The organism is Vreelandella mediterranea, assembly GCF_970647075.1.
This window is the reverse complement of sequence record NZ_OZ310198.1, coordinates 3,263,776-3,281,158: the sequence shown is the minus strand read 5'-3', so window position 1 is coordinate 3,281,158 and position 17,383 is coordinate 3,263,776. Positions and strand designations below refer to the sequence as shown.

The following is a 17,383-nucleotide window of genomic DNA, read 5'->3' as shown; positions in this document are numbered from 1 at the left end:
CTGTAACATTCCAAAAATTTTGGCCGGGTGGTGGCATGTGAGTAGAAAGTAAACGGCGAACGCTGCGCTTGTTGCACTGGCTTTATTGAAAAATTGCCCAACGCCGTACGCTAAACCATGGCCACCTGCCACGGAAGAACAACAAGCGGGATGAAACCGATTTTTTCTTTATCGGCTTCGTCCCGCTTTTTTACGACCCGACGTTTGCACGCAAACGCCGACACCGGATCGCCGAGCCTGCGCCCCCAGGCGCCTAACAGCATGGGAGAAGTTGTCTTGAATAACCCCGCATTGAGCAAACCTGCGATATTGGCCCTGGAAGATGGCAGCGTGTTTCACGGAGTGGCCATCGGCGCCGAAGGCGTCACGAGCGGGGAGGTGGTGTTCAATACGGCCATGACCGGCTACCAGGAAATTCTCACCGACCCCTCCTATACCCGCCAGATCGTCACGCTCACCTACCCGCATATCGGCAACACCGGCATTAACCCGGAAGACGTGGAGTCCGCCTCTGTTGCCGCCGCCGGCCTGGTGATTCGCGATCTCCCCCTGATGGCCAGCAGCTTTCGCAGCCAGCAGAGCCTTTCCGAGTATCTGGAAAGTCAAAACGTGCTGGGCATCGCTGATATCGACACCCGCCGCCTGACACGCCTTTTGCGCGACAAGGGCGCGCAGAACGGGGCGATTCTGGCGGGCAGCGATGCCGAAGGCGACGACGCCGTCGAGCGGGCGCTGGCGGCGGCCCGCGCCTTTCCCGGGCTCAAGGGCATGGATCTGGCCAAGGAGGTCTCCTGCAAGCAGGCCTATGAGTGGAGCGAAGGCGAGTGGAGCCTGGGCGCGGGCTACGCCGATACTTCGACCTTTGATCGGCCTTACCACGTGGTGGCGTATGACTACGGGGTGAAATTCAACATCCTGCGTATGCTGGCCGCCCGCGGCTGCCGCTTGACCGTGGTGCCCGCCCAGACCCCAGCTGCAGAGGTTCTGGCGATGAATCCGGATGGCGTATTTTTGGCCAACGGCCCCGGCGACCCGGAGCCCTGCGACTACGCGATCACCGCGATTGGCGAGATTCTCGAAACCGATACGCCGGTGTTCGGTATCTGCCTGGGTCACCAGCTTTTAGCGCTGGCCTCCGGGGCGAAGACCGTCAAAATGAATCACGGCCACCACGGCGCCAACCACCCGGTGCAGGATCTCGACTCTGGCACGGTGATGATCACGAGCCAGAACCACGGCTTCGCCGCCGACGAAACCACGCTGCCAGGTAATCTGCGCGCCACGCACCGCTCGCTTTTCGATGGCACACTGCAGGGCATCGAGCGCACCGACCGCCCGGCGTTCAGCTTTCAGGGGCATCCGGAAGCGAGCCCCGGTCCGAAGGACGTATCGCCGCTGTTTGATCGCTTTATCGGCCTGATGCAGGCGCGTCGCTGATCCGTTTGCCAAGCCCTATCGAGCTCATCGTCACTTTTTTGCGGGAACCGTTATGCCCAAGCGTACCGACATCAAGACTATTCTCATCATTGGCGCTGGCCCCATCGTCATCGGCCAGGCCTGCGAATTCGACTACTCCGGCGCCCAGGCGTGTAAAGCGCTGCGCGAGGAGGGCTACCGGGTGGTGCTGGTCAACTCCAACCCGGCCACCATCATGACCGACCCGGTCATGGCCGATGCCACCTACATCGAGCCGATCACCTGGCAGGCCGTCGAAAAAATCATCGAGGCGGAAAAGCCCGACGCGATCCTGCCCACCATGGGTGGGCAAACCGCGCTCAACTGCGCCCTCGACCTTGAAAAGCATGGCGTACTCGACAAGCACGGCGTCGAGATGATCGGCGCCAACGCCGACGCCATCAACATGGCCGAGGACCGTGATCTCTTCGACCAGGCCATGAAGCGCATCGGCCTCGAGTGCCCGAAGGCGAAGGTCGCCCATACCATGGAGGAGGCCTGGGAGATTCAGGCGGAGCTCGGCTTTCCGACCATCATCCGGCCTTCCTACACCATGGGCGGCTCCGGCGGCGGCGTGGCCTACAACAAGGAAGAGTTCGAGGAGATCTGCACCCGCGGTTTCGAGCTTTCCAACAACCACGAGCTGCTGATCGACGAGTCGCTGCTGGGTTGGAAAGAGTACGAAATGGAGGTCGTGCGCGATAAAAACGATAACTGCATTATCGTGTGCGCCATCGAGAACTTCGACCCCATGGGCGTGCACACCGGCGACTCGATCACCGTGGCCCCGGCGCAGACGCTGACGGATAAAGAGTACCAGATCATGCGCGACGCAAGCCTGGCGGTGCTGCGCGAGATCGGGGTGGAAACCGGTGGCTCCAACGTCCAGTTCGGCATGGACCCGCAAACCGGGCGCCTGGTGGTCATCGAGATGAACCCGCGGGTCTCGCGCTCCTCGGCGCTTGCCTCGAAAGCCACCGGCTTTCCGATCGCCAAGATCGCCGCGAAGCTCGCGGTGGGTTACACCCTGGACGAGCTGCAAAACGACATTACCGGCGGGGCGACCCCGGCGTCTTTCGAGCCGTCCATCGACTACGTCGTCACCAAGATTCCGCGCTTCACTTTCGAGAAATTCCCCCAGGCCAACGACCGTCTCACCACCCAGATGAAGTCGGTAGGCGAGGTGATGGCGATTGGCCGTACCTTCCAGGAGTCGCTGCAAAAAGCGCTGCGCGGTATGGAAACCGGCAACGACGGCCTCGATCCGATCATCACCGACTTTAATGATGAGGCGGTGGCGCAGATCAAGGGCGAGCTGCAGGCCGCCGGCGCCGAGCGCATCTTCTTTGTGGCGGATGCCATGCGCGCCGGTATGAGCGTCGAAGAGGTCTTCGCGCTGACCAACATCGACCGCTGGTTTTTGGTGCAGCTCGAAGACCTGATTCTTTCTGAGGCCGCCGTGGCCAAGCGCGCGCTGGGCGACTTCTCGGCCCGCGAGCTCTATCAGCTCAAGCGCAAGGGCTTTGCCGACGCGCGCCTGGCCAAACTGCTCGGCGTCAGCGAAAAGGAATTCCGCCAAACCCGCCAGGCCGCGGGTATACGTCCGGTTTACAAGCGTGTCGATACCTGTGCGGCGGAGTTCGCCTCGAGCACAGCCTATATGTACTCCACCTATGAAGAGGAGTGCGAGGCCGACGTATCCGATCGCCAGAAGATCATGGTGCTCGGCGGTGGCCCGAACCGGATCGGCCAGGGCATCGAGTTCGACTACTGCTGCGTTCACGCCGCGCTTGCCATGCGCGATGACGGCTATGAGACCATCATGGTCAACTGCAACCCGGAAACCGTCTCCACCGACTACGACACTTCGGATCGACTCTACTTCGAGCCGGTGACGCTGGAAGACGTGCTGGAGATTGCCGACAAGGAGAAGCCGGCGGGCGTGATCGTCCAGTTCGGCGGCCAAACCCCGCTCAAGCTCGCCCGGGAGCTCGAAGCCGCCGGCGTGCCGATCATCGGCACCACCCCGGATGCCATCGACCGCGCCGAAGACCGCGAGCGCTTCCAGCACATGATCGAGAAGCTCGGTCTCAAGCAGCCGCCCAACGCCACCGCGCGCAGCTTCGACGAGGCCTTCGCCAAGGCCGAGGCGATTGGCTACCCCTTGGTCGTGCGCCCCAGCTACGTGCTCGGTGGGCGCGCCATGGAGATCGTCTACGACGCTTCTGAGCTCGAAAACTACATGACCAACGCGGTGAAGGTCTCCAACGACTCGCCGGTGCTGCTGGATCACTTCTTGAGCGCCGCGGTCGAGGTGGATATCGACGCGGTGTCCGACGGCGACACCGTGGTGATCGGCGGCATCATGCAACACGTCGAGCAGGCCGGGGTGCACTCCGGTGACTCCGCCTGCGCGCTACCGCCGTACTCGCTGCCCGCGGACGTCCAAGACGAGATGCGCGACCAGGTCAAGCGCATGGCGGTGGAGCTAGGCGTGAAGGGGCTGATGAACGTGCAGCTCGCCTGGCAGGACAATGAAATCTACGTGATCGAAGTCAACCCGCGGGCCTCGCGCACCGTGCCCTTCGTCTCCAAGTGCATCGGCACTTCGCTTGCCCAAATCGCCGCGCGCTGCATGGCCGGCCAGACCCTGGCAAGCCAGGGCTTCGAGCGCGAAATCGTGCCGCACTTTTATAGCGTGAAAGAAGCGGTCTTCCCGTTCAACAAGTTCCAGGGGGTCGATCCGATCCTTTCGCCGGAGATGAAGTCCACCGGCGAAGTGATGGGCTCCGGCGACACCTTCGCCGAGGCATTTTTCAAGGCGCAGCTGGGCGCCGGGGAGGCCATTCCGGCCCTCGATGGTCCGCGCAAGGCCTTCTTGTCGGTACGCGAGCCGGACAAAGAGGGGATTATCGAAGTAGGCCGTTCTCTGCTAACATTGGGCTTCACGTTATGTGCCACGCGCGGTACGGCCGCCGCACTCGAAGCGGCCGGGCTTACAGTCGAGCACGTCAATAAAGTTTACGAAGGTCGCCCCCATATCGTCGATTCGCTCAAGAACGACGAGATCGCCTACATTGTGAACACTACCGAAGGTCGTCAGGCTATCAACGACTCTTCGATCATTCGCCGTACTGCTCTCGCGCGCAAGGTGCCCTATGCGACCACCCTGGCGGGCGCTAATGCCGTTTGCATGGCGCTCGAGTACGGTCGGGAGATTACGGTGCGGCGCCTTCAGGATCTGCATGCAGGAGCAAGTCAATGAACAAGGTCCCGATGACGGTAGCGGGCGAAAAAAGTCTTCGCGAAGAGCTCAATCACCTGAAGGGCGAAGCGCGCCCTGAAGTGATTGCCGCGATCGCCGAGGCGCGCGAGCACGGCGATCTCAAGGAGAACGCCGAGTATCACGCGGCCCGCGAACAGCAGGGATTTATCGAAGGACGTATTCAAGAGATCGAAAGCAAGCTCTCCGGCGCCCAGGTGATCGATGTCACCAAGTTGCCCAAAACCGGCAAGGTGATCTTTGGTGTGACCGTGGCGCTTTTGAACCTGGATAGCGACGCCCAGGTCACCTACCGTATCGTCGGTGAAGACGAAGCGGATATTAAATCCGGGCGCATCTCGGTCACATCCCCCATTGCCCGCGCGTTGATTGGCAAGGAAGAGGGCGATATCGTGGTGGTCAAGACTCCCGGCGGCGATGTCGAATACGAAATCGAAAGCGTCGAGCACATCTAAGCCGCGCGTTTCGATGGTGCAAAAAAGGCCCGGGCAGTGATGCCCGGGCCTTTTTCATGACGCTTCTCGATAGTGCTTTAACGCGTGCTCAGTGGCGGCCGTGATGGTTCTCGAAGCGGCTGACGTTGGAAAGTTTGGGGTTGGCGCTTGGGTTTCGGCGGTAAAAAAGCGCCATCTTGCCAATGGTTTGAACAAGCTCCGCGCCGCTTTCATTGACGAGCTCCTGCACCATGGCCGCGCGATCATCGCGCTCGGGGAGGGCCAGCTTCACCTTGATCAGCTCGTGATCGCGCAGTGCGCGGTCGAACTCGGCGAGCAGATTCTCGGAGATGCCGTTTTCAGAGACCGTCACGACTGGGTTCAGGTGATGGCCAATGCTGCGAAATGCTTTCTTTTGTGCCTGTGACAAGCTCATGGTATCTTGCGGTATCCCGGTTTGCGCTTAACGCTCCATCTTACGGTGAAACGCCGTCAAGTGAAAGCAGTCCACCCGGCACTTTCGCACATTCACCCCCATACGCTAGATGTAGACGCCTCATGCAGCAAAAGCCAGCAGGTCCCAAACGCTCCGCCAGCAAGACCAGCGCCAACTGGATGAAAGAGCATTTTGATGATCAGTACGTCAAGCAGAGCTGGCAGGACGGCTACCGCTCGCGAGCAAGCTACAAGCTTTTAGAGCTCGATGAAAAAGACAAGCTCTTTCGCCCGAACATGACGGTGATCGACCTGGGCGCCGCCCCCGGTGGCTGGAGCCAAGTGGCCGCCGATAAAGTCGGTATGGATGGTGTCGTCGTCGCCTCGGACATTCTGGAAATGGACGCGCTAGCCGGCGTTGACTTCATTCAGGGCGATTTCACCGAAGAGAGCGTGCTGAACGCCATTCTCGAGCGGCTGGGAAATCGCCGCGTCGACCTTGTGATGTCGGACATGGCCCCCAATATGAGTGGCATGACCGCCATCGACCAGCCTCAGGCGATGTATCTTGTCGAACTGGCCCTGGAGCTTGCCCGGGAAACGCTCTCCAAAGGCGGTACTTTTCTGGCCAAGGTGTTTCAGGGCGAAGGCTTCGACGCTTATTTGAAGGAGTTGAGAGGCGACTTCGACCGCGTAGTGACGCGTAAGCCCGGCGCCTCGCGCGCCCGCTCTCGGGAGGTCTATTTTTTAGCCCAGGGGTTTCGCGGCCGCTAATTCACGCCGCGAAGAAAACGATCATGGCGATTGCCGCGAAGGCAATCGCACTGCGTGTCATACGGGCCGTAAGGCCTATATGGCATACATGGCCCAAAGTCAAACGTGCTTTGGCAATGGTTGAACGTAGTGCTCTAGTGTAAGGTCTGAGTATCGACGGTTAACTGACGGATTCTTGTAATGAGGGTAGCCCCTTGAACGATATGGCGAAGAACCTGATTCTGTGGTTGGTCATTGCGGCCGTGCTACTGACAGTGTTCAACAATTTCAGTACGGAAAGCGCACCCCAGTCCACTAACTACTCCCAGTTTGTGCATCAGGTGCAAAATCAACAGGTTCGCAGCGTCACCATCGATGGCTACACCATTCAGGGTGAGCGCACCGACGGGTCGCAGTTCCAGACCATCCGGCCGGCGGCGGAAGACCCGAAGCTGATGGATGACCTGCTGAGCAACGACGTCACCGTGGTCGGCAAGGAGCCGGAGCAGCAGAGCATCTGGATGCGTCTGCTGATCGCCAGTTTCCCGATTCTGCTCATCCTTGCCATCTTCATGTTCTTCATGCGCCAGATGCAGGGCGGCGCCGGTGGCGGTAAGGGCGGCCCGATGAGCTTTGGTAAATCCAAGGCCAAGCTGCTCTCCCAGGATCAGATCAAAACCACCTTCGCCGATGTCGCCGGCTGCGACGAAGCCAAGGAAGAGGTCGAAGAGCTGGTCGACTTTTTGCGCGACCCGACCAAGTTCCAGCGCCTGGGCGGTACGATTCCCCGTGGCGTATTGATGGTGGGCCCGCCGGGTACCGGTAAAACGCTGCTGGCGAAGTCCATTTCCGGCGAAGCGAAAGTGCCGTTCTTCTCGATTTCCGGCTCCGACTTCGTCGAGATGTTCGTCGGTGTGGGCGCATCCCGTGTGCGCGACATGTTCGAGCAGGCCAAGAAACAGGCACCCTGCATCATCTTCATCGATGAGATCGACGCCGTGGGCCGCTCGCGCGGCGCTGGCATGGGCGGTGGTAACGACGAGCGCGAACAGACCCTCAACCAGCTGCTGGTCGAGATGGATGGTTTCGAAGCCAACGAAGGCATCATCGTGATCGCCGCGACCAACCGTCCGGACGTTCTCGACCCGGCGCTTTTGCGCCCGGGCCGTTTCGACCGTCAGGTCACCGTAGGCCTGCCCGATATTCGCGGCCGCGAGCATATTCTGGGCGTTCACCTGCGCAAGGTGCCGCTGGCCGAGGACGTCAAGCCGGTCTTCATTGCCCGCGGTACCCCCGGTTTCTCCGGTGCCGATCTTGCCAACCTGGTCAACGAAGCCGCGCTCTTTGCCGCGCGTCGCAACAAGCGCCTGGTGGGTATGGACGAGCTGGAGATGGCCAAGGACAAGATCATGATGGGCGCCGAGCGCAAATCCATGGTCATGACCGACAAAGAGAAGCTCAACACGGCGTATCACGAATCCGGTCACGCGATCATCGGTTTGGTGATGCCCGAGCACGACCCGGTCTACAAGGTGACGATCATCCCGCGGGGCCGGGCGCTGGGTGTCACCATGTTCCTGCCGGAAGAGGATCGTTACAGCCTCTCGCGTCAGCAGATTCTCAGCCAGATCTGTTCGCTGTTCGGCGGACGTATCGCCGAAGAGATGACGCTGGGCGCCAACGGCGTGACCACCGGCGCCTCCAACGACATCAAGCGGGCCACCGAACTTGCCCACAACATGGTCGCCAAGTGGGGCTTGTCCGATGAGATGGGCCCGATCATGTACGACGAGGACGAATCGCACCAGTTCCTCGGCGGCCCGGGGCAGAGCGGCGGCAAACTGAAGTCCGGCGAAACCACCACGCGTCTGGACAAGGAAGTGCGCAAGATCATCGACGACTGCTACGAGCAGGCGCGCCAGATCCTGCACGATAACCGCGATAAGCTCGACGCCATGACCGAAGCGCTGATGAAGTACGAAACCATCGACGCGAGTCAGCTCAAGGACATCATGGAAGGCAAGGACCCGCGCCCGCCGGAAGGCTGGGATGACGGCGACTCCTCCGGCGGCGGTACGCCGGCGGGTGGCGAGCCGCAGCCCAAAGCGGATGAGCCGGACCATGGCGATACCAATGACGATGGCGAAGAGGACGACGACGAACCGCGTCGCCGCCCCTCCGACCCGCTTGGCGGCCCGGCCGGGCCCTGAGCCTAACGCTGGGGTCGTCATACTCGCCCCGCTCCTAAAGCGCCCCACCTCGGGGCGCTTTTTTTTGGTATGCTAGGCGCCATCAAGCCGCCCCGTTTTCTATCTATCAGGCTGTTCATGAAACCAACGCTCGATCCACACCAGGCTCCCAGCCACGTCACTCAGTTGCAGTGCGGTCGTCATCGGCTGGATCTCTCCTTTCCTCGGGTCATGGGGATATTGAACGTCACCCCGGACTCTTTCTCCGACGGCGGCCGCCACGTCTCGCTCGACGACGCGCTGCGCCGCGCCGAGCAGATGCTGGCCGAGGGCGCGGCGGTGATCGACGTCGGCGGGGAGTCCACGCGCCCCGGCGCCGACGCCGTTCCCGAACAGCAGGAGCTCGACCGTGTCGGCCCGGTCGTCGAGGCACTGGTGCGCGAACTCGACGCGCTGGTCTCCGTCGACACCAGTAGCGCTTTGGTGATGCGCGAGTCCGCCGCCCTCGGTGCCGGTATGATCAACGATGTACGCTCTCTCGAGCGCGACGGCGCCCTGGCCGCCGCCGCCAGTAGCGGGCTGCCTGCTTGTTTGATGCACCGCCAGGGCGAGCCCCAGGATATGCAGCATTCGCCGACCTACGACGAGCCCATCGAGCAGGCGGTCGCCGATTACCTGACAAGGCGCATCGCGGCCTGCGAAGCGGCCGGGTTCAAGCGCGATCAGCTGCTGCTCGATCCGGGGTTCGGGTTTGGCAAAACCGTTGAGCATAACCTGCGTCTTTTGAATCAAATGCGCGCGCTCGAGGCGCTGAACCTGCCGCTGTTGGTAGGCATGTCGCGTAAAAGCATGATCGGCAAGGTGCTCGGTCGGCCGGTCGAGGAACGTCTGCCTGGCGGGCTTGCACTGTCGGCCATGGCGGTCGAACGCGGCGCCAAAATACTACGTGTGCATGATGTCGGCGCGACGGCGGATGCCGTTACCATGGCCTGGGCGGTCCTCCAGGAAAGCTGCGAGCCGCCGGTCCACAAGGAACTCTTCTCATGACACGACGCTATTTCGGAACCGATGGTATTCGCGGCACGGTCGGCGAGACGCCGATCACCGCCGACTTCATGCTCAAGCTCGGCTGGGCGGCAGGGCAGGTGTTGCGCCGCTCGAACGGGCGCACGCGGGTGTTGATCGGCAAGGACACGCGCATCTCCGGCTACATGTTCGAGTCGGCGCTGGAGGCGGGGCTCTCCGCCGCCGGGGTCGATGTCTCACTGCTCGGCCCGATGCCCACGCCGGGCATCGCCTACCTGACTCGCACCTTCCGCGCCGATGCAGGCATCGTCATCTCCGCCTCGCACAATCCGTTCGAGGATAACGGCATCAAGTTCTTTTCCGCCGAGGGCAAAAAGCTTCCCGACGAAGTCGAGGACCGCATCGAGGCGATGCTGGACGCGCCGCTTTGCACCGCCGAGGCCGGGCAGCTTGGCAAGGCCGCGCGCATCGATGACGCCGCGGGGCGCTACATCGAATTCTGTAAATCGACGCTGCCCGACCGGCTGAGCCTGCACGGCCTGAGCGTGGTGCTCGACTGCGCCCACGGCGCGACCTACCACATTGCGCCGAGCGTATTTCGCGAGCTGGGCGCCGAGGTCAGCGTGATCGGCGCCACGCCTAACGGGCTCAATATCAATCACGAAGTGGGCTCGACCCATCCGGCGGCGCTGCGTGCGGCTGTAATTCAGCAGGGCGCTGATTTAGGCGTGGCCTTCGACGGCGACGGCGACCGGGTGCTGTTGGTCGATGCCGATGGCCGCGAAGTCGACGGCGATGACATCCTTTATCTCATCGCCCGGGACCGTCATGAGCGCGGGCTTTTGCAGGGCGGCGTGGTCGGTACGCTCATGAGCAACTTCGGCTTGGCCAAGGCGCTGGAAGCGCTAGGCATTCCCTTCGAGCGGGTCAAGGTCGGTGACCGCTTCGTGATGGAGAAAATGGCGGCCAACGGTTGGGAGTTGGGCGGCGAGTCCTCCGGCCATATCGTATGCGGCCATGCACAAACGACCGGCGACGGTATCGTCTCGGCGCTTCAGGTGCTGGCGTTGATGATGCGCGAGCAAAAAACGCTCGCTGCGCTGTTAAAGGCCTTCGAGAAGGTACCCCAGGCGCTGGTTAACGTCCGGCTGCCCGCCGGTACCCATGCCAAAGACGTCATGGACGCTCCGGTGCTAGATGAAGCGGTCGGCGAGCTGGAAGCAAAGCTCGGCGACCAGGGGCGAGTACTACTACGCCCCTCGGGTACCGAGCCGCTGATTCGTGTGATGGTCGAAGGTCGCGCGCACCTGGATGTTCAGGCGCTGGCCGAAACCCTTGCAAAGCGGGTCGAGGCGCTGCTGAGCTAAGCTTGGCCCGCGTTTGGCCCAAATGTGGGCAGCGGTTGTCTTGACAAGGCCGCTCCTATACCATTTCGCTCCACCTTGAGTGAGGATATTGAATGCGCACACCACTGATTGCCGGTAACTGGAAAATGAACGGCTCAAGGTCGCTGATCGACACCTTTGCGAGCACTCTGGCGGCCACCCCCTTGCCCGAGCAGGTCGAGGCGGCGCTGATCGTGCCTTTTCCCTACCTCGACGCCGCGCAGCGGGCGTTTCAATCGACCTCGCTAAAGCTGGGGGCGCAAACGCTCAATACCGAGGCCTCGGGGGCACATACCGGCGAGGTGAGCGCGCCGATGCTCAACGAGTTCGGTGTCTGCTATGTACTGGTGGGCCATTCCGAGCGCCGCGCGCTTTACGGTGATACCGACGAGGCGATCCTTGGCCGGGTCAACGTTGCGCTCGATCATGGTCTGACGCCCATTCTATGCGTGGGTGAAACCCTAAAAGAGCGCGAGGCCGAGCGCACCATGGCCGTGGTACTGGCTCAGGTGGACGCAGTGCTTACCCATCTAAGCCGCGATGCCCAAAAGAAACTGGTCATCGCCTACGAGCCGGTATGGGCGATTGGTACCGGGCGTACGGCGACCCCGGAGCAGGCGCAGGACGTAATGGCCGAGGTGCGCGCGCACCTTGCGCGTTTTGATGACACCCTCGGTGAGGAGCTCGTGCTTCTCTACGGCGGTAGCATGAATGCCGGTAATGCAGCCGAGCTACTTGCAAAGCCGGATATCGACGGCGGTTTGGTGGGCGGTGCCTCGCTCAAAACCGATGATTTTTTCGCTATTTGTCAGTCAGCAGGATAACGCCATGCAAGTTGCAATTTTAATGGTTCACGTGGTCATCGCGATCGCGCTCGTAGTACTTATCCTGCTCCAGCAGGGTAAAGGGGCCGATGCCGGCGCCTCCTTCGGCGGCGGTGCCTCACAGACGGTCTTCGGTTCCCGCGGCAGCGGTAACTTTCTGTCGACCGCGACCGGCGTTCTGGCGGCGGGTTTCTTCGTCACGTCCATGGCGCTTGCCTACTTTGCCACCCAGGCAGGACAGGCCCCGGAAGCCGGTATTCCGGACTCGCGCTTGGTCGAGCAACAACAAAGTGTTCCAACACTTGACGACGACTCGGGAAGTGTGGATAATACCGCGCCAGTGCTAGAGGAAAACAGCGACTAAGTATTTGAGATTAAATGCTTGTTGACGCTTTCTTTAGCCTCCCCTGATGCCGAAGTGGTGGAATTGGTAGACACGCTATCTTGAGGGGGTAGTGACCGTATGGTCGTGCGGGTTCAAGTCCCGCCTTCGGCACCACCGAGAAACTGGTTAGATCAATTTCGAGGATTTCAGGGTGGTACCTGAGACGAGAAAGCCCTTGACGAAGGTCGTATAAGGGGCTAATATCGTCCAGCTAGATTGATGCGGGGTGGAGCAGTCTGGTAGCTCGTCGGGCTCATAACCCGAAGGTCATCGGTTCAAATCCGGTCCCCGCTACCATATTTTTTCAAACGGTGTATGCGCAGCCATTCAGTATTGGCTGGCAATAGAATCACACCGGTTTGTTAAAATGGTATTACAGGTTTCTTTTAAAAAGCCCCTTCCTGTGAAGGGGCTTTTTGTTAGTAGCGTCTTTACACACGCTGACGCTACCGGCAGATTTAAGAGTAGCTTTTTGCGAGCCAAGCGTGTCTTGCGCGCCGGCACCCGCCGCGACGTCGAAGGCACATTTTCAGGTAACGCCAATCAGCCACCTAGCTTTTCTCATGACTCCTGGCCAGGTGCCTGATGCAACGGCTATAGGAGCTTCGTCTGTGGCCACAAAACACGCAGCGCTGCACGCGCTGATTGAGCCTGTTGTTGCCGCCATGGGCTTCGAGCTATGGGGCATCGACCATCTTTCTCAGGGCAAACATTCACGCCTGGTGATCTATATCGAGCGTGAAAGCGGCGTCAGTGTCGAAGACTGCGCTGATATCAGCCGTCAAGTCAGCGCCGTCATGGATGTCGAAGATCCTATTCCCGGCGAGTACCGCCTGGAGGTTTCGTCGCCCGGTATGGCGCGCCCTTTGTATACCCTGGATCATTTTACACGCTACCAGGGCCACCAGGTGGCGCTCAAGCTGCGCACTGCCTTTCATGGCCGGCGTAAATATCAGGGGCTGCTTGCGGGCGTGGAAAGCGACGAAGTGCTGCTTCAGCTCGACGGCGAAGAGTATTGCTTTCCCATCGAAAGTATCGATGCTGCACACATTGTCCCGCAGTTCGAAGATTAAAAAAACGGCGGCCCCCCACGGCTGGGGCGAGGCACAAAGGACAGGTTTACTGGCGAGGCATACGCATGAGTAAAGAAATTTTAATGGTCGTTGACGCGATCTCTAACGAAAAAGGCGTTTCACGCGACGTAATTTTCGAAGCGGTCGAAGCGGCGCTGGCCAGCGCCTCGCGCAAGCGTTTCGAGCAGGAAGAAGCCAACGTGCGCGTGGAAATCGACCGCCGCACTGGCGACTACGACACCTACCGCTACTGGACCGTGGTCGAAGACGACGAGTTCGAGACGCCGGATTACGAAATCAAGCAAACCGTTGCCGAACGACGCGACCCGCCTTTGGCGCTGGGTGAGGTCACCGAGCAGAAGATCGACAACGCCGTGTTTGGTCGTATTGCCGCCCAGACCGCCAAGCAGGTCATCGTCCAGAAAGTCCGTGAAGCCGAGCGCGCCGAAGTGGTCAGCCAGTACGCCGACCGCGAAGGCGAGCTGGTCGCCGGTATCGTCAAGAAAACTACCCGTGACGGGCTGATCATCGACCTGGGCGAAAACGCCGAGGCGTTTTTGGCGCGTAACGAAATGATTCACGGCGAGCGCTACCGCATGAACGAGCGGGTGCGTGCGCTGCTGGTCAAGGTCGACCCGGAGGCTCGCGGCGCACAGCTTCAGCTCTCGCGCACCAATGCGCAGTTCATCATCGAGCTTTTCAAGATCGAGGTGCCGGAAATTGCCGAGCAGCTCATCGAGATCAAGGGCGCGGCCCGTGATCCGGGCTCGCGCGCCAAGATCGCCGTCAAAACCAACGATCGCCGCATCGACCCGGTCGGTGCGTGTGTGGGGATGCGCGGCTCGCGGGTGCAGGCGGTGTCATCAGAGCTTCAAAACGAGCGTGTAGACATCGTGCTGTGGGACGACAACCCCGCGCAGCTCGTCATCAACGCCATGGCGCCGGCGGACGTTGCCTCCATTTTGGTGGATGAAGACGCCCACGCCATGGACGTCGCGGTCGCCCAGGACAATCTCGCTCAGGCCATCGGCCGCAGCGGCCAGAACGTGCGCCTGGCATCGGAACTCACCGGCTGGCGGATCAACGTCATGACCGAAGACGAGGCCGAGTCCAAGCGCGAGCAGGAAATCGATAGCCTCGTGGACTCCTTCGTTCACCACCTGAGCGTGGACGAGGACGTTGCCCGGCTATTAGTGGAAGAAGGGTTCACTACCCTGGAAGAAGTCGCCTACGTGCCGCTCGAAGAGATGCTCGAAATCGAAGAATTCGATGAAGAGCTCGTCGAAGAGCTGCGCGCACGTGCCAAGGACGAGCTACTGACAATGGCGATCGCCTCGGAAGAAGCGCTCGACGGTGCCCAGCCGGCAGACGATCTGCTGGCAATGGAAGGGATGGAGCGCCACCTGGCCTTCATTCTTGCCAGTCGGGGCATTGTCACCATGGAAGATCTCGCCGAGCAGTCTGTCGACGATCTGGTCGATATCGAGGAGTTAGACGAAGCGCGCGCAGCGGCACTGATCATGACTGCCCGTGCGCCCTGGTTCGAAGACGATAGCGAAGCGGCTTCGAACACACAGTAAACAGGTCACGGGCTTGGGAGGGTCACAATGTCAGATATGACGGTTAAAGATTTTGCAGTAAAGGTGGGCCGCGATGTGCCCCGCCTGTTGGAACAGATGAAAGAGGCGGGCCTTAAGCACGCCTCGGAAAGCGATGCGGTCTCTGAAGACGACAAGCAGACGCTTTTGAGCTTTTTGAAGAAAAGTCACGGCGGCGGTGACGCCGCGGATGCCGGTAAAAACCGCATCACGCTGACGCGCAAAACGCGTAGCCGGATCAAAACCGGCGAGCGCGGCAAGACGATCGAAGTTCAGGTCCGCAAGAAAAAGACCTACGTCAAGCGCGCCGAAGAAGAGCAGCCGAAAGAGCCGGAGCCCACGCACTCGGGCCCGCGCCAGCTAGTAGGCGATATGGCCGAGGCCGAAGCCGAGAATAAAGCCCGCGAGGCTCGCGAAGCCGAAGAGCGCGCCGAGGCCCAAAAAGCCCAGGCCGCTGAAGAAGCCGCGCGTAAGGAAGCCGACGCCAAGGCGCCGGCCCCGGCCGAAACCGCCGTGCCCGAGCTTCAGATCGACGAAACCCCGGCCTCCGAAGAGATGCCGCCGGCGCCGCCAAAAGAGGGTCGTACCGACCGTCGCACCGCGCCGCCCAAAAAGGCCGCGGCGAAGAAAAAAGGCCGTGACGAAGACGACGACCGTGGCGATCGCGAAGAGCGTAAGCGTGGCGGCAGTGCCAAGAAAGCCAAGCGCTCCGAGCGTCGTGGCGGTCGCCGCGGCCCGGGCCAGAGCGGCAACGGCAAGCACGGCTTCCAAAAGCCCACGCAGCCGATCGTTCGCGAAGTCTCGATTCCCGAATCGATCAGCGTCGCTGAGCTGGCCGACAAGATGTCGATCAAGGCCAACGAAGTGATCAAGGCCATGTTCACCATGGGCGCGGCGGTGACCATCAACCAGACGATCGACCAGGATACCGCGGCGATCGTGGTGGAAGAGATGGGTCACAAGGTCAAGCTGGTCAAGGACGATGCGCTCGAGACCGAAATGATCGAGGGCATCTCCTACGAAGGCGATGAGATTACCCGCTCGCCGGTCGTGACCGTCATGGGTCACGTCGACCACGGTAAGACCTCGCTTCTCGACTACATTCGTCGTGCCAAGGTGGCCACCGGTGAAGCCGGCGGTATTACCCAGCACATCGGCGCCTACCACGTCGAAGACAACCACGGTGGCGTGACCTTCCTGGACACCCCCGGCCACGCGGCGTTTACCGCCATGCGTGCCCGCGGTGCCAAGGCAACCGACGTGGTCATCCTGGTGGTAGCGGCGGACGACGGCGTCATGCCGCAAACCGTTGAAGCGATCGAACACTCCAAAGCGGCCGGAGTTCCCATGGTCGTGGCGGTGAACAAGATCGATAAAGACGGCGCGGATTTCGACCGCATTCGTAACGAGCTTTCCCAGCACGGTGTGATTTCGGAAGAGTGGGGCGGCGATACCCAGTTCGTTCACGTCTCCGCGAAAACCGGTGACGGCATCGAGGAGCTGTTGGAGGCGATCCAGCTGGTATCCGAAGTGCTCGAGCTCAAGGCCGTGCCGTTGGCGCCGGGTAAAGGTGTGGTCGTCGAATCGCGTCTCGACAAGGGCCGTGGTCCGGTCGCGACCGTACTGGTACAAAACGGTACCCTCAAGCGCGGTGATATCGTGCTGGCCGGCCTGCACTACGGCCGTGTACGGGCGCTGACCAACGAACTCGGCCAGCAGGTCGAGGAAGTCGGTCCGGCGATGCCCGTCGAGATTCAGGGCCTGGACGGTACGCCGGACGCCGGTGACGACTTCATGGTCGTGGCCGACGAGCGTAAAGCGCGGGAAGTCGCCAACTTCCGTCAAGGCAAGTACCGCGAAGTACGCTTGGCGCGTCAGCAGAAAGCCAAGCTCGAGAACATGTTCAGCCAGATGGGCCAGGACGAAGTGGCCAAGGTCAACATCGTCTTGAAAGCCGATGTTCAAGGTTCGCTCGAGGCGATCCGTGGTGCGCTCGAGGAGCTCTCCACCGCCGAAGTCGAAGTGGCCGTGGTTTCATCTGGTGTGGGCGGCATCACCGGTACCGATGCCAATCTGGCGCTAGCCAGTGAGGCTATCCTGGTCGGCTTCAACGTCCGTGCCGACGCCGCTGCCCGCGAAATCGTCGAACGTGAAGGCCTGGACCTGCGCTACTACAGCGTTATCTACCACTTGATCGACGAGGTCAAGCAGGCGATGAGCGGTATGCTCGCACCTGACTGGAAAGAAGAGATCGTGGGTATTGCTGAAGTCCGCGATGTCTTCCGTGCGCCGAAAATTGGGGCAATTGCCGGTTGTATGGTGGTTGAAGGCAACGTGCATCGTAATAAGAAGATCCGCGTACTGCGTGATGATGTAGTGATTTATGAAGGCGAGCTCGAATCGCTGCGTCGCTTCAAAGACGATGTGCAGGAAGTGCGCAACGGCGTCGAGTGTGGTATCGGCGTCAAGAACTATAACGACGTCCAGGTCGGCGACAAGATCGAAGTCTTCGACCAGGTCAAGGTCGAGCGCACCCTGTAAGG

13 protein-coding genes and 2 tRNA genes are annotated in these 17,383 nt (G+C 60.9%); 14 read left to right on the top strand and 1 reads right to left on the bottom strand.

The features are described 5' to 3' along the window. The first annotated feature begins 291 nt into the window (after positions 1 to 291). Genes carA through greA form a run of 3 tightly spaced genes read left to right on the top strand, consistent with a single transcriptional unit; the run spans position 292 to position 5,193 of the window. Positions 292 to 1,437: a glutamine-hydrolyzing carbamoyl-phosphate synthase small subunit gene (gene carA, locus ACWFVE_RS15150; RefSeq protein WP_447530552.1), complete on the top strand. Its 1,146-nt coding sequence runs from the start codon at positions 292 to 294 to the stop codon at positions 1,435 to 1,437. A gap of 52 nt (positions 1,438 to 1,489) precedes the next feature. Beyond that, positions 1,490 to 4,720, top strand: a complete 3,231-nt coding sequence (gene carB / locus ACWFVE_RS15145) for a carbamoyl-phosphate synthase large subunit (protein WP_447530089.1) — start codon at positions 1,490 to 1,492, stop codon at positions 4,718 to 4,720. Further along, positions 4,717 to 5,193 (top strand): transcription elongation factor GreA, encoded by a 477-nt coding sequence (greA, locus tag ACWFVE_RS15140; protein ID WP_447530088.1) that lies wholly within the window; start codon positions 4,717 to 4,719, stop codon positions 5,191 to 5,193. Before carB ends, greA begins: the two co-directional genes overlap by 4 nt. 88 nt (positions 5,194 to 5,281) lie before the next feature. Here greA and yhbY read toward each other — a convergent pair whose 3' ends face one another. Then, the gene (yhbY, locus tag ACWFVE_RS15135) at positions 5,282 to 5,608 is read right to left on the bottom strand and encodes a ribosome assembly RNA-binding protein YhbY (protein WP_447530087.1); all 327 of its coding nucleotides are present in this window, start codon (positions 5,606 to 5,608) and stop codon (positions 5,282 to 5,284) included. A 122-nt stretch (positions 5,609 to 5,730) separates the two neighbouring features. On the opposite strand from yhbY, the gene rlmE reads away from it, so the two are divergent. The 11 genes from rlmE (at position 5,731) to infB (ending at position 17,381) form a co-directional block, all read left to right on the top strand. Next, on the top strand, positions 5,731 to 6,381 hold the full coding sequence (gene rlmE / locus ACWFVE_RS15130) for a 23S rRNA (uridine(2552)-2'-O)-methyltransferase RlmE (protein ID WP_447530086.1): 651 nt from the start codon (positions 5,731 to 5,733) through the stop codon (positions 6,379 to 6,381). Positions 6,382 to 6,575: 194 nt separating this feature from the next. Beyond that, a complete protein-coding gene (gene ftsH / locus ACWFVE_RS15125; protein ID WP_447530085.1) occupies positions 6,576 to 8,570 on the top strand; it encodes an ATP-dependent zinc metalloprotease FtsH in 1,995 nt (664 codons plus the stop codon). 117 nt (positions 8,571 to 8,687) lie between these two features. After that, on the top strand, positions 8,688 to 9,596 hold the full coding sequence (gene folP, locus ACWFVE_RS15120; RefSeq protein ID WP_447530084.1) for a dihydropteroate synthase: 909 nt from the start codon (positions 8,688 to 8,690) through the stop codon (positions 9,594 to 9,596). Beyond that, entirely contained in the window at positions 9,593 to 10,942 is a 1,350-nt protein-coding gene (glmM, locus tag ACWFVE_RS15115; protein WP_447530083.1) for a phosphoglucosamine mutase, read from the top strand. Before folP ends, glmM begins: the two co-directional genes overlap by 4 nt. Positions 10,943 to 11,034: 92 nt before the next feature. Next, the gene (gene tpiA, locus ACWFVE_RS15110) at positions 11,035 to 11,784 is read left to right on the top strand and encodes a triose-phosphate isomerase (RefSeq protein WP_447530082.1); all 750 of its coding nucleotides are present in this window, start codon (positions 11,035 to 11,037) and stop codon (positions 11,782 to 11,784) included. 4 nt (positions 11,785 to 11,788) lie between these two features. Further along, positions 11,789 to 12,148, top strand: a complete 360-nt coding sequence (gene secG, locus ACWFVE_RS15105; RefSeq protein WP_447530081.1) for a preprotein translocase subunit SecG — start codon at positions 11,789 to 11,791, stop codon at positions 12,146 to 12,148. A 48-nt stretch (positions 12,149 to 12,196) separates the two neighbouring features. Then, positions 12,197 to 12,283, top strand: a tRNA-Leu gene (locus ACWFVE_RS15100). A 106-nt stretch (positions 12,284 to 12,389) separates the two neighbouring features. Continuing rightward, a tRNA-Met gene (locus ACWFVE_RS15095) sits at positions 12,390 to 12,466 on the top strand. Between the two features lie 314 nt (positions 12,467 to 12,780). After that, a complete protein-coding gene (rimP, locus tag ACWFVE_RS15090) occupies positions 12,781 to 13,242 on the top strand; it encodes a ribosome maturation factor RimP (RefSeq protein ID WP_447530080.1) in 462 nt (153 codons plus the stop codon). Between the two features lie 65 nt (positions 13,243 to 13,307). Continuing rightward, entirely contained in the window at positions 13,308 to 14,822 is a 1,515-nt protein-coding gene (gene nusA / locus ACWFVE_RS15085) for a transcription termination factor NusA (RefSeq protein WP_447530079.1), read from the top strand. 27 nt (positions 14,823 to 14,849) lie between these two features. Then, on the top strand, positions 14,850 to 17,381 hold the full coding sequence (gene infB / locus ACWFVE_RS15080) for a translation initiation factor IF-2 (RefSeq protein ID WP_447530078.1): 2,532 nt from the start codon (positions 14,850 to 14,852) through the stop codon (positions 17,379 to 17,381). Positions 17,382 to 17,383 lie beyond the last annotated feature (2 nt).